Consider the following 14,628-nt stretch of genomic DNA (forward strand, 5'->3'; position numbering starts at 1 on the left):
TGAAGGTTATAGGGCCGGGTGGCTAATGCCTAACCACTAAAGCTTAAGGCCTCAATATGAAAGTTGGTTTGCTATGTCTCGGGGAACACACCGAAGACACGGAAACAGGAAATGGGAAACAGGCTAATTGAGATAACTAAGGTGAGGTGGTAAATGTGTTGTGGGTTGCGTGTTAAATGTTATGGGGCTGGTGGTCTACCCCTAAACACTAAATCTTAACCTCAATATGAAAGTTGGTTTGCTTTGCCCCGGAAACACGAAAGGTATGGAAAGAGGAAAAGGATAATAGACTGAGTACCTCACGCTGATACACGAAGTATTTAAATCGGTTTAAGAAACATAACCCAGTAATTGTGTCGAAATGCCTTTACAACGGCAATGGTCTATAGCCAGTTTCTGATCCCAGGGATGTCCGGCGATCTCAACAATCAGGCTATCATACCTCTGCCCCGATACCTGTTCTATTCGAGATGCAACGATTTGGCTACGTACCGAAAATCGTTCTGCGATCTCTGAAACAATAGATTCTGTATTGGAGCTTCCCTGAAGCTCTAATTTGATTACCTGCTTGCTTGGCCAATCAGGACTATCCTTAATGCGTTGCTGGTAACTGGTTGGAAGGCTAATTCCTTGCTGATTGGCAATATTTTGTCTGTTGGAAAGTGGCTGTGCCATAACTTGGAGATTAATGTAAAATAAAACAATTGCTTATAAGTACCGATATAAGATATTGATCAGCAATTATCTGATCAATTGATGCCATTGCTTGTCCATATCATGTAACCTTTGCTGAGCACTGCGGAGTTTTTTATCAACCTCAGGTTTCAACTCAGCAGGTATACCATCGAATTCATAATCATTACTTCCCTCCTTCGCTGTTAACCTGCCACCTGCAGATTCAATTCTATCGATCAGGCTTTTGCCCAATGATTGTTCTACCAATAAACGTTTAGTTTTGCTTTTCAGCGCGTTCTGAAATTGTGTAATAGTTGCCATGAATAATAAAGTTAGTGTAAATGATTGGATCAAATGTAAACATAAAAAATAAATACTACAAAAACTATAGACTAACTATTTTATTTATTTTTTATGTTGATTGTTCAGTGTATAATATGAAAATCATAAAAACTACAAAATCTATAGATTTTATTTAAAAAATTTCATTCCAGCCCTCTGCGTCATTAACTTTGTGCCCGGAATAGAAGAATATCCCCTATATGAATATAAAATCCCTTATAATATTGTCGGCATTTGCAGTGTTATCAAATAACTTGCAGGCACAAACGCAAAAAAAACCTTCAGGTAAATTGCATCAGAAGGTTAGCTCTTTTACTGCAAACGGACTTTGGCGAGGTAGCTTTGAAATCAAACCTGGTACTGAGGTTCCCATTAACTTTGAGATCAGTAATAAAAGTACGGGAGGTGCCGGAATCACTTTTATCAACGGGGATGAGCGGTTTGAAGGCGGAACTGTAATTCAAACAACAGATTCGGTATATTTTAAGCTCGATCAGTTTGATAATGAACTGGCTTTGAAAATACAAGGAGATTCATTGGCTGGATTTCTAAGAAAACAAGACGGATCTGGAAAAGCTACTCCTTTTACTGCTACGAAAGGGATTAATTACCGTTTCAAGCAGACAGGGAAACCTGCTAATGCAGATTTTTCGGGAACTTATGACGTGACCTTCACTTCGCCAGATGGTAAAACGGAAAAAACCGTTGGTTTATTTAAACAAAATGGGAGCAAATTAAGTGGAACATTTTTGCGGGTAACTGGCGATTCCCGATACCTGGAAGGTATTGTTGAAGGAAATGACTTTTACTTATCGAGTTTCATTGGCTCTACACCATCCTATTACAAAGGTTCGTTCACAGCCGATGGTAAAATTACTGGAGCAAACATCAGTGCAAGAGGAGATACGCCTTTTGATGGTGTAAAAAATATAAACGCAGCACTTCCTGATGCCAATAAGCTTACATTTCTTAAAGAAGGCTACAAAACATTGGATTTTTCTTTACCTGATGTGAATGGAAAAAAAATATCACTGGGTGATGACAAATACAAAAACAAGGTGGTGATTTTAACTATTACCGGAACCTGGTGTCCTAATTGTGTGGATGAGGCTGCTTTTATAGCACCCTGGTACAAAGAAAACCGTAAACGTGGTGTGGAAGTCATAGCCCTTCATTACGAAAGACAGCTAGACTCAGCCTATGTTCGGAAAGCATTAACCCGGTTCCGCGAAAAATTTGGCATAGAATATGATCAGGTAATTGCCGGAAAGCCTGATAAGCAGCAAGTGGCAGAATCGCTGCCTGCATTGAGTAATTTTCTGTCCTTTCCAACTACCATCATCATCAACAAAAAAGGTGAAGTGGCTCAAATTCATACAGGATATAGTGGTCCGGCTACCGGAAAGTACTATACTGAATTTGTAAAAGAGTTTAACAAGGAGATCGACGAATTAGTTGGTCAACAATAAAAAAGAAGCAGAAACTATCCAATGCTGAGTATTAGCTGGATAGATAAAGAAATTCCTGTCTCATAACAGGTTTATATTTGGTTAGAAAAAAGGGACATATCCGGATGGGATGTCCCTTTTGTGTTTTAGTCAATATAAACTCTATTCCTTTATTTGCCTGCAATAGGAAAGGTTAATGCAGGTATATCCTTTGTAAAAATACATGGTGTGGCCATTGCCTTTAATAAATTTGCCCTGAATTCTTGCCTGGATATGCTTTTCATTCCGAACTGTTGTATCCAGGGGTTTGGCATGCCCAAATCATGGAGTTGAAATCCATCGGCCTTTAGTTTCAACATCAGGTAATAAAAAGCCACTTTACTGGCATTGTTAACAGCATGAAATAAACTCAGCGACATAAAATAACTATTGATTGCTATGCCTACTACCCCGCCAACCAAATGTCCATCTTGATAGGCTTCTACACTATGTGCAAACCCTAATTGATGAAGTGCTATGGTACTGTCTATATAGGTTTCACTTAACCAGGTAATACCCTTAACATCGCGTGGTTTTGAACAGGCGCGTATAGTCTCTTCAAAATTCGCATCAATTTTGATCTCAAATTCCTTTACTTCCCTATCCCTTTCCTTTTTTAACAACTTATATAAACCATCCTGCATCTTAAATTGATTTATTGGCAGCACTCCTCTAATTTCCGGATCCAGCCATTCAATGATTTTATGATTCCTCATCGTAGGAAATACTACGACACCTTGAACGAATGCAGCGATTAAAGTATGCGGTGACAGCTCATTCTGACTGTTTGCCCACAAAATAGCATCACTTTTGCTTCTGGATATTTTTGATAAAGCAGCGAAAAAAAACAGCTGTAACTTCCTCTTCACTTTCATTTTTATGTTCCCCGGAAGGAGTATGGAAAATAATCTGGAGGAAAATCGCATAGCCTGAAATAGTTGGTTCAACTTAAATTTAACCAAACAAACTGTATAATTTCAAACAAACTGGTTTACAGTATTTTGGCAGTATTTAGTCTTTAGTAGTTAGTAGTTAGACATTTCGCCTCTACATCAACCCGATAGTTTGGATGCGCGGCTGTTTGGAGCATTTTTTTCGAAGAGCATGATACACGCCCAATCTTGATACTTGATGCTTTCTTAACAGTCTTTAGTATTTAGACATTTCGTAGTAGTTAAACATTTCACCTATCCAGCAACCTGATAGTTTCCATGCCTGGTTGTTTGGAGTATTTTCTTCCAAGAGCATGATATACGCCCCATCTTGATACTTGATATTAAATACTTGATACTATCCTTCAATTTTTCACACCTCAACAGGATGGTACAGGACAGAAAATCGAAATAAATGCGCTAAACTCGTATTGCCAATTAGCCAAATATTTCATTTTATGTGCGCCCTACGATTTAAAGTTCGGCGAAACAACTGACAAAACAACTGATAAACAACCCATTACAAAGCCAGAACCAAACATCAAACATCAAAAATGCAACCGTTTGCATTTTTTTAATAGAGCGTTCCTGTAACATAAGCTATAAATTAATTCCTACTAACTTAATTATTCCATGAACTACAATTATTTCCCTTAGCAGTATTAACACCCATATTAGCTAGCTATCAGGCATAAGCAACAGATAGTCGTATAACACACCAAATATTTTCTAACCAAATTATAAATTATGGATTTCAATTTCGATTCAGAAGTGCCGCAGTGGCGCAGGCCAAGAGCGGGCAAAAAAATTCTGATTATGGGACTTTCAGCGCTATCGTTAATGCTCTTCAATGAGACAGCAGTAGCCTATCCAAACCTATCGAGCGCAACAATAAAAGCGCACAACACTAAAAAACGGGATGTAGTGCTGAAAGGAAAAATAACAGATGAAAAAGGCGAAACCTTAGTTGGCGTAAGCTTAAAACTAAAGGGAACTTCCATTGTAACCACAACGGATGCAAATGGTGCGTTCTCTATAAACATTCCTGCAAATATTACAGATCCCATATTAATTGTGTCTTATATCGGATATACCACACAGGAAGTTCCGGTAACTGGAAAAACAACGGTAAGTATTCAACTTAAAAGTTCCACCAATGATTTAGATGAAGTTGTAGTTGTAGGTTATAATACGGTAAAGAAAAAAGACCTCACAGGGGCTGTTTCGAGTGTTAGCGCAGCAGATATCAGATCAAGACCAGTTACCAATGCACTGCAAGCCATTCAAGGTAAAGCTTCTGGGGTTGATATAACCTCTAACGAACGCCCGGGACAGGTAGGCTCCATTTTAATCCGCGGATCAAGATCGATAAATGCGAGTAATTCTCCGCTTTATGTAGTGGATGGTATTCCGTTTAGTGCAGGTGGTATTGAAGCCATTAATCCAAATGACATTGAAAGCATTGATATCTTAAAAGATGCTTCTGCAACTGCCATTTATGGATTTAGAGGTGCAAATGGGGTGGTACTAGTGACGACTAAAAAAGGTAAGGCTGGTAAACTGAGTTTAGATTACGTTGGAACTGCCACGATTGAAACCCTGGAAGACAGAACTGAAATGATGAATTCAGCACAGTATATTGAATTCAGAAGAGATGCTTTCCGTGCTCTTCCAGCTACTGATAGCAGAAAATATCCTATTGTTCCTACCCTGGCAGATGATCAAAAAATATTTGCCGGAGACAACTATGTTCTCGAAAATGTTGCCAAGGGTTGGGTAAATGGTGTTTATGATGGCAGCTTAGTGCCCACCACGAATTGGACAGACCTGGTTACACGCACGGGAGTTACACAAGATCATGTATTGAGTCTCAGCGGGGGTACAGACAAAATAAAAGCCTACGGATCATTTGGTTATCTTAACCAGGAAGGAACGCAGTTAGGTCAGGACTATGAACGTTACAGCACAAAGATCAGCATAGAGTTAAATCCTGTTAAATGGTTTAAAATGGGAGCCAATATAACGGCCTCATATGGGTTACAAAATTATGGCTTCCAAACCGGAAATGCTACCGGAGCAAGCAGTTTATATGGGGCAGCTTTGGGTATGCTACCAGTGGCTGTTCCTTATGATATAAATGGAAACCGAATTAATCTTCCTGGAGGAGATATTAATATTTTGAATCCTATTGGTGAGGATCAATACAATGTTAACTTACGTAAGGTTTTAAGAACAATTGGGTCCTTTTATGCAGAAGTAAACATTTTAAAAGATCTAAAGTACAGACTTAATTTCGGGCCAGATTTTTATAATCTTTATAATGGCCGATACCAGGATGCAAAATCCATTAACCGCGGGGCTGGAGAGCCTGGCTCCACTAATTATGCACAACTTAATCAAAATAACAAGTTTGCATATACATTGGATCACTTATTATATTACGATAAAACCATCAATAAACATAATTTTGGTGTAACACTCCTTCAAAGTTCCTCTTTAACAAAAGAAGAAACTTCATCCATGACAGGTACTAAAATTCCATTAAGCAATCCTTTATGGTATGGTTTAGGAGGGGCAAATATTCCAAGTTTAGACGCATTCAGTACTGATTTGATGAAAAACACATCAGTATCTTACATGGCGAGGATTAACTATGGTTTCAACAGTAAATATCTGTTAACTGCTTCAGCCCGTTGGGATGCGGCCTCACAACTAGCGACCGGAAATCAATGGGACTTTTTTCCATCTGCAGCATTAGCCTGGAAATTAGATCAGGAAGACTTTATTAAAGATATTAAATGGATAGACCAGCTGAAAGTAAGAGTTGGTGTAGGTAGCTCAGGTAACTCAGCTATTACTTTCGGAACAACCCTTGGTAAATTACAACCACTAACCTATACTTTCGGAAGTTCAGTGCAAACAGGCTATGTTTCATCTGATCCATCCGTTGCAGAGCCGCCTACCCTTCCAAACAAATTATTAGGTTGGGAGCATACACTACAGTATAATTTGGGTTTAGATTTCAGTCTGGTAAAAGGCAGGGTGAATGGCTCTCTGGATCTATACAAATCGAAAACTACAGACCTTCTATTACTAAAAAATATTTCATCAATCAATGGTTACACCCAATCATATGATAACATTGGCAGTACAAAAAACCATGGTATGGATATTACGCTTAATACAGTCAACTTACAAAGTAAAAATTTCAACTGGTCTACAACTTTGGTATTCTCTACCAGTAAAGATGAGATTACACAGCTTGCAAATGGAAATGACTTAACAAGTAGATGGATTTTAGGTCAACGCATAAATATTGGTTATGATTTTGTAAAAGATGGAATTTGGCAAAATACACCTGAAGATTTGGCAGAGATGGCCAAGTTCAATGCAAATCTTCCGGCGGCAAGTGCTTTTAAACCTGGATCAATAAGAGTACGTGACCTTAATGGTGATTATAAAATAGACGCGAATAATGATAGACAAGTAGTTGGTCATTATAACCCAAGCTGGACTGGCGGTATGACCAATACTTTCAGTTACAAAAATTTTGAGCTTTCGATTTTTATGGTTGCGCGGTATAACTTCCTAATCGCAACGGGAGCAGAATCTCTACAGGGTCGTTTTGCTCAACGTGTTGTTGATTACTGGACACCAACCAATCCAACCAACAATTACCCTGCTCCCAACTACGGCAGTGCAGCAGGCGATACTTACAGGAGTGCTATGAATTATCAAGATGGTTCTTTCATTAAAATAAGGAACATTTCTCTTGGATATAATTTCCCAGATAACCTGGCTAAAAAATTAGCGCTTTCAAAATTAAGGGTGTATGCACAAGCGATCAATCCAGGCTTAATTTATTCTAATATAGGCTGGGTAGATCCGGATGCAGCGATCTCTTCAAACAACTCGGTTACATCAACATTTAACAGGGGATTTGTATTTGGAATTAATGCAAGCCTTTAATTTCCAATCTATTAAAAGAAATTGATCATGAAAAAGATTATAAATATATTATCGTGCGTTGCATTAGTAAGTGGAATGATTATTATCCCTACCTCATGTAAAAAGAGCTTCTTGCAAGAAGAAGTTATAAATGCACGTACAACAGCCGATTTTCAAAAAACTGATGGATTAGATGGTTTGGTTGTTGGAATGTACCAAAGTTTAAAGTTTCATTTCAATTATACATGGGCTTATACTACCACGAATTACGGAGTAGATGAATTCACCGTTGGCGGTGATCGGACAGAACAAATGTATAATTCTTACGATGGAAGTTTTAACTCCTTTTCAGGAGATATATCCTCAGTGTGGGATAATATGTATGCGAATATAAACTCGGCTAACATCGTAATCAAGAATGTTCCGGTATACTATGAAGGTGGAAACAAAAATATCCGTCTGGGTGAAGGTTACTTCATGCGCGCCTTCGATTACTTTAAACTGGTAAAACAATTTGGTGGTGTACCGATTAAACTTGAGCCATCAGAAACTATTCAGGAAGAATTTACCAGAAGTAGTGCAAAAGAAGTTTATGATCTCGTAATCAGCGATTTCCTTAAAGCTTATGATCTACTTCCTCCAACTGCGGCAGAAACCGGAAGAATTACCAAATGGGCAGCGGCACATTTTTTGGCTAAAGCCTATTTATTCCGTGCAAGTGAAATCAACAATAGCTGGAATACAGAGACCAAGACGGCAGATCTTCAAAATGCAGTAAAATACGCTGATTTGGTAATTAATAGCGGTGCGCATACTTTAGCAACCAATTTTAGTGATTTGTGGAATTTCACTACTGTTGATGGCCCTAACGAAACCAATAAAGAAGTGATTTTGGCTGCCCAATTCTCAAACAATACGGCAACACAGGGTAGATATGGCAACCAAATCCATTTATATTATCCCTCAGTTTATCAAAATTTGCCGGGTATGCAAAGAGATATCCCAGGTGACCGAGAATTTCAACGTCTAAGATCAACAGATTATGCACTTGATGTTTTCGACCGTGTAAATGATTCGAGATTCTGGAAGAGTTTTAAAACCCGCTATTTATGTAACAGACCCGCTAATGCTCCTGTATGGACAGCAGGTACAGCACCCACTCCCGATTTAGTTGGAAAAGTTAAGTTTGTTGGAGGAGAGGAATCTATTTTATATATTATCAACAATGCGGGTGATACCAGATATACCCCAGCGGTAGCTAATGCTAACCCTGCTTTACCAACAGATATAGCCAGAAGAAAACCTAGCATGTATGTAAGGTACTTCGCCGGGCAAGCTCAAAATTACTTAGGTGGTCATGGAAATTTTGGTGTGAGTCAATTCGTAGCCCTATCTAAGTTTATAGATGGCTCAAGGAATGCCGTACCGTCTCAATTTGGTCAACGCGATGGTATTTTAGCCAGACTTGCAGAAACTTATCTTATTGCAGCCGAAGCCTATGGAAGAATGGGGCAATTTGCTCAAGCAATTCCTTACTTAAATAAAGTTAGAGATCGCGCAGCTTACAAAGAGGGAGAAAATAGAGAAAGTTATGTAGATGGTGGTGCTGCATATAAAAATAACGCCGCAGCTAATACTGCCGCATTTGTATCATATTCAGATAAAAACAGTTATTTTGAATCAAATAATATTCCTGTGACTACAGTGAGTACATTATCAGCATTACATTTAAACAGCGAAGCTGATATTTTCAATTCCAACAAAGATTTTTACGACAAAATTGGGGCAAGTTCTAACACTGATAAATTTATTGCCTATATTTTAAATGAGCGATCGAGAGAATTGATGGGTGAATTGATGAGGTGGGAAGATTTAGCCAGAACGAAAACTTTGGTAGCCCGCACAGCTGCATTTAATGATGAGGCTAAGCCAGCTGAAAATAAACATTATTTACGCCCAATTCCTCAAAATTTCTTGGATGTAATTAAAAATGGTGGACAAGCCTTAACACCGGCAGAAAAACAAGCCATGCAGAATCCAGGATGGTAATCTTTTAAAGTCGGGAGTCGACAGTTTGAAGTCATGAGTTAATTGTTATAGTTTACTAATGGCTATTGACCAATAACTAATGGCTAATGACTAATGACTAATGACTAATGACTAATAAAGCAAGGGAGGATATCTGCACAGATATCCTCCCTTGCTTTATCTCAAAAAACTTACAATACACACAGGATAGTACAGGTTGCCCTTACAACTTGCCAAAGGTATCTTTAGCTTGATAACCCTAACCAAATTGTAAACTATTCTCATGAAGCACAAGCTATTTGTACTTTTTTGCCTATCCATAATAGGAATCCGGAGTTTTGCTCAAAACCAACGAAACGCATACAATTTCAACCCCGGCTGGAAATTATATGTTGGTGATATTCCGGGTGCAGAACAAACCGCTTTCGATGATAAGGACTGGAAATCTATCACCCTTCCACACGCCTGGAATGAGGACGAAGCCTTTAAAAAATCTATCGAAAACCTATCAACAGGAATTTCCTGGTATAGAAAGCACTTCAAACTTCCTGTCGCATCAGCAGGTAAAAAAATATTCTTAGAATTTGAAGGAGTTAGGCAGGCTGGAGAATTTTATCTCAATGGTAAATTTATTGGCCGACATGAAAATGGCGTAATGGCTTTTGGCTTTGACATCAGCGAATTCATTGTACCCGATCAGGAAAATGTATTAGCCGTTAGAATTGATAATGCCTGGAACTATCGTGAAAAAGCAACCAATTCGGGCTACCAGTGGAGTGATAAAAACTTTAATGCCAACTATGGTGGTATTTCTAAAAACGTGCGTTTGCATGTTACAGGCAAGCTTTATCAAACCTTACCGCTCAATTCTTTTTTAAAAACCACAGGAAACTATATTTATGCTAAAAACTTCAATATTACAGGCAAAAGCGCTGTTATTGTATCAGAATCCGAGGTAAAGAACGAAACCAACGAAAATCAATCTGTGCAATATGAGGTAGAAATAAAAGATGCGGATGGAAAAATTATTAAAACCTACAGTTCTGCTCCTCAAAACGTTGCAGCAGGTGCAACTGCTCAACTCAAATCGGAATCACTTGTTAATGGTTTAAATTTCTGGAGCTGGGGTTATGGTTACCTCTATACCGTAACTTCCCGCTTAAAAGTAAATGGCCATACTGTAGATGCTGTAAGCACAAAGACAGGCTTCAGAAAAGCAGAATTTAAGGACGGGATGGTCTATTTAAACGACCGTGTGCTAATGATGAAAGGTTATGCGCAGCGCACCAGTAACGAATGGCCTGCTGTTGGCTTATCCGTTCCGGCCTGGTTAAGCGATTACAGTAACCAACTCATGGTAGAAAGTAATGCCAATTTAGTTCGTTGGATGCACATCACCCCATGGAAACAAGATATCGAATCGTGTGACAGGGTGGGCCTGATTCAGGCCATGCCAGCGGGCGATGCAGAAAAAGATGTAACCGGTACCCGATGGGAACAACGCAAATCAGTAATGACAGATGCCATTATTTACAACAGGAATAACCCCAGCATTCTTTTTTATGAGTGCGGAAATGAATCCATAAGCGCAGAGCACATGGCTGAAATGAAAGCCATCAGAGATCAATATGACCCCAATGGAGGTAGAGCAATAGGCTCAAGAGAGATGTTAGACATCCCTTCTGCCGAATATGGTGGCGAAATGCTATACATTAATAAGAGTGCTACCAAACCGCTATGGTCTATGGAATATTCCAGAGATGAAGGTTTGAGAAAATACTGGGATGAATACTCTCCTCCTTACCACATTAATGGTGCAGGCCCCTTACACAATGGAGCCGATGCCAGCATTTATAACCGAAATCAGGACACCCACGCTATTGAAAATGTAATCCGGTGGAATGAGTACTATGTAGAACGGCCAGGTACTGGCAAACGGGTAAGCTCTGGGGGTGTAAACATTATCTTCTCCGACTCCAACACCCACCACCGGGGTGAAGAAAATTACCGTAGAAGTGGTGAAGTAGATGCCATGCGAATTCCGAAAGATGGCTTTTATGCACATCAAGTGATGTGGGATGGATGGGTTGATACCAGGAAAACAGGAATCCATTTAATTGGTCACTGGAATTACAAAACCGGAACTAAAAAGAATATTTATGTCATTGCTGCCGGCGATAAGGCTGAATTATTTTTAAACGGAAAATCACTAGGCTTCGGGGAGAAGAGTAACGGTTTCCTTTACACTTTTAAAAACGTAACTTATCAACCGGGTACAATTAAAGCTGTTTCTTACGATAGCAAAGGAACAAAATTGGCAGAAGCTCAATTAAAAACAGCAGCTGAACCTGTAGGTATTAAATTAACCAAAATTCAAAATCCAGCAGGATTTAAAGCGGATGGTGCTGACCTAGCATTAGTTCAGGTAGAAGTTGTGGATGCCGCAGGGAACCGCAATCCGATCGCTTTAAATACCATTAATTTTGAGCTAACTGGTCCGGCAGAATGGCGTGGTGGTATTGCTCAGGGACCGGATAATTACATCTTATCTAAGCAGTTACCTGTAGAAGGTGGTATAAACAGGGTATTAATCAGATCTACAACCACAGCAGGCAAAATCAATGTTACAGCAAAGGCTGATGGCTTAAAATCTGCTTCATTGGTACTTGAAACGTCTCCGGTAAGTGTTGAAAATGGATTATCTAATCAGTTTCCTGCAGATGGCTTAAAATCAAATTTAAGCAGAGGTGCAAGCCCTGTTACAGCTACTTATCGCATCAGCAGAAAAGCTGTTCAAATTGTAAATGCATCAGCCGGAGCGAATAGCGACAAAGCGAAGATGAGTTTCGATGATAATGAACTGAGCGACTGGGTAAATGATGGAAACTTAAATACCGCCTGGATTAAGTACGAGCTGGCACAGGAAACAACGGTTAATCAGGTAGCGCTAAAAGTAAATGGCTTTAGAACTAAAGTTTATCCTTTGCGCATCCTGGTAGATGGGAAGGAAGTTTTTAAAGGAAATACAGTACCCAGTTTAGGCTATTTTACGGCCATATGTAAACCAACTAAAGGAAAAACAGTAACCATTCAATTAATGGGCTCAGGTAAAGACACAGACAATTCCAAAATTGGTGTAGAGGTGAACGGGAAAAAATTAGATGATGGTATTGAAAGGGCTGAAACAAAATCTAAGGGTGGTTTGAGTATTATTGAGACGGAAATTTATACATTACCATAACGCTCAGTATCAATATGTTGGTATGGGGTGGTAAGAAGAAAGATTCAAGAAGCAAGTAGCAAGTAGTAAGAACCAAGTAGCAAGATTTAAGAATTAAAAGTATAAGGTAGCAAGATTTAAGTAGCAAGTATCAAGAAGTAAGTTGCAGGAAGCAAGAAGTAAGTTGCAGGAAGCAAGAAGCAACTAGTGATTATCAATTAGCAGGATGAATGAACAGATTTCTCTGCAATAAAAAACATTTAATATGAAAACAGCAGCTAAAATCAGTCTGATCCCATTGTTGTTATTGGCAGCAATTCAGGTTGCTTACACGCAAAATAAGGCATCCATTGAGGTTAACTTCAGTAAGTCCATTGCGCCAATGAAACCCATTTGGGCCTGGTTTGGGTACGATGAGCCCAATTATACCTACATGAAAGACGGGCAAAAATTGTTGACCGACATTGCTAAGCTTAGTCCGGTTCCTGTCTATGTAAGGGCGCATAACCTGCTCACCTCTGGCGATGGCAAGCCCGCCTTAAAATGGGGTTCTACCAATGCCTATACTGAAGATGCTAAAGGCAATCCAATTTATAACTGGACTATTGTTGACCGCATTTTTGATACTTATGTTAAACAGGGAATGAAGCCTTTAGCGCAAATTGGCTTTATGCCCGAGGCTTTATCTGTCAAACCCATCCCCTATCAACACCAATGGAAACCCGGCGCCCGATATGAGGAAATATTAACCGGTTGGGCCTATCCACCCAAAGATTACCAGAAATGGGGGGATTTAGCTTATGAGTGGGTAAAGCATTGTGTAGAACGATATGGCAAAAAAGAGGTTGAAAGCTGGTATTGGGAAGTATGGAATGAGCCTGATGGGGCATATTGGAAAAGTACGCGTGCCGATTTTTTCAAGTTATACGATTATGCTGCCGATGGTGTGAAAAGGGCACTTCCTACTGCTAAAATTGGTGGGGCAAATGTTACTGGCGGAGGAAGTAAATACCTGGAGGCTTTCCTCAACCATTGTTTAAAAGATACCAACTATGTAACAGGTAAAATTGGCTCGCCACTGGATGCGGTTTTGTTCCATGCCAAGGGTTCGCCCAAAGTTGTAAACGGAACGGTGGTAATGAATATCAGCACCGAACTTAGAAATGTAGAAGCCAATTATAAAGTCATTAACAAATTTCCTCAGCTCAAAAATATTCCGGTCATTATTGGTGAATTTGATCCTGAGGGATGTGCTGCATGCGGTATGTCTACCAATCCTGAAAACGCTTACAGAAACGGAACCATGTACTCGAGCTATACCGCAGCTTCGTTTGCGCGTTTGTATGAACTTACAGACCTATACAACATCAATCTTTTGGGAGCTGTATCCTGGTCTTTCGAATTTGAAAACCAACCCTGGTTTGCCGGCTTCAGAGATTTGGCCACCAACGGTGTGAACAAGCCTGTTTTAAATGTTTTTAAGATGTTCGCAGTGATGAAAGGAGATCGCGTTGAAGTAAAGAGCAATCTCATGTATCCTTTAAAATCGGTATTGGATTCGAGTATCCGAAAGCCAGTACCTGATATTGGTGTTTTAGCCGCAAGGTCTGAAAAAAATGCAACAGTGTTAATTTGGAATTATCATGATGAAGATAAGAAAGGGGCATCAGATAGTGTTTTTGTCTCTTTAAGGGGCCTGACAAAAAAAGAAGTAATGATAACACATTACCGTATTGATGATCAGTACAGCAACGCTTATGAAACCTGGAAAAAGATGGGCTCACCACAACAACCTACTGCTGCTCAGATTGCTCAATTGGAAAAATCAAGTGAACTGAAAATGGTAGGCCATCCTGTTAAATTCAATCCGCAGGCTGGTCCGTTTAAATTTGAGTTGGCCAGGCAGGGTATTTCGTTGTTGAAGATAGATTAACGAAAGGAAGTTGTTTGGGTATTTAACCCCTGGAACACAAAAAAAAGCACAGTACAAACAAAG

At 39.4% G+C, this 14,628-nt stretch carries 8 protein-coding genes; 5 read left to right on the forward strand and 3 right to left on the reverse strand.

The genetic code is table 11. From position 1 onward, the window contains the following. Positions 1-330 precede the first annotated feature (330 nt). Together ACQY77_RS05305 and ACQY77_RS05310 are read right to left on the reverse strand one after the other, a co-directional pair. On the reverse strand, positions 331-675 hold the full coding sequence (locus ACQY77_RS05305; RefSeq protein WP_421939026.1) for an NIL domain-containing protein: 345 nt from the start codon (positions 673-675) through the stop codon (positions 331-333). Between the two features lie 66 nt (positions 676-741). After that, on the reverse strand, positions 742-996 hold the full coding sequence (locus ACQY77_RS05310; RefSeq protein WP_421939025.1) for a hypothetical protein: 255 nt from the start codon (positions 994-996) through the stop codon (positions 742-744). A gap of 221 nt (positions 997-1,217) precedes the next feature. On the opposite strand from ACQY77_RS05310, the gene ACQY77_RS05315 reads away from it, so the two are divergent. Continuing rightward, entirely contained in the window at positions 1,218-2,486 is a 1,269-nt protein-coding gene (locus tag ACQY77_RS05315; protein WP_421939024.1) for a peroxiredoxin family protein, read from the forward strand. A gap of 149 nt (positions 2,487-2,635) precedes the next feature. Here ACQY77_RS05315 and ACQY77_RS05320 read toward each other — a convergent pair whose 3' ends face one another. Further along, entirely contained in the window at positions 2,636-3,373 is a 738-nt protein-coding gene (locus ACQY77_RS05320) for a leucyl/phenylalanyl-tRNA--protein transferase (protein ID WP_421939023.1), read from the reverse strand. A gap of 810 nt (positions 3,374-4,183) precedes the next feature. On the opposite strand from ACQY77_RS05320, the gene ACQY77_RS05325 reads away from it, so the two are divergent. The 4 genes from ACQY77_RS05325 (at position 4,184) to ACQY77_RS05340 (ending at position 14,565) form a co-directional block, all read left to right on the forward strand. Then, positions 4,184-7,405 (forward strand): SusC/RagA family TonB-linked outer membrane protein, encoded by a 3,222-nt coding sequence (locus ACQY77_RS05325; protein ID WP_421939022.1) that lies wholly within the window; start codon positions 4,184-4,186, stop codon positions 7,403-7,405. A 27-nt stretch (positions 7,406-7,432) separates the two neighbouring features. Then, entirely contained in the window at positions 7,433-9,433 is a 2,001-nt protein-coding gene (locus ACQY77_RS05330) for a RagB/SusD family nutrient uptake outer membrane protein (RefSeq protein ID WP_421939021.1), read from the forward strand. Positions 9,434-9,695: 262 nt separating this feature from the next. Next, positions 9,696-12,653, forward strand: coding sequence for a glycoside hydrolase family 2 protein (locus ACQY77_RS05335; protein ID WP_421939020.1), 2,958 nt, complete (start codon positions 9,696-9,698; stop codon positions 12,651-12,653). A gap of 244 nt (positions 12,654-12,897) precedes the next feature. Then, positions 12,898-14,565, forward strand: coding sequence for a GH39 family glycosyl hydrolase (locus ACQY77_RS05340; RefSeq protein ID WP_421939019.1), 1,668 nt, complete (start codon positions 12,898-12,900; stop codon positions 14,563-14,565). The last annotated feature ends 63 nt before the right edge of the window (positions 14,566-14,628 follow it).

The sequence above is a fragment of the Pedobacter sp. genome (genome assembly GCF_965279535.1).
In the GTDB taxonomy this organism is placed as follows: domain Bacteria; phylum Bacteroidota; class Bacteroidia; order Sphingobacteriales; family Sphingobacteriaceae; genus Pedobacter.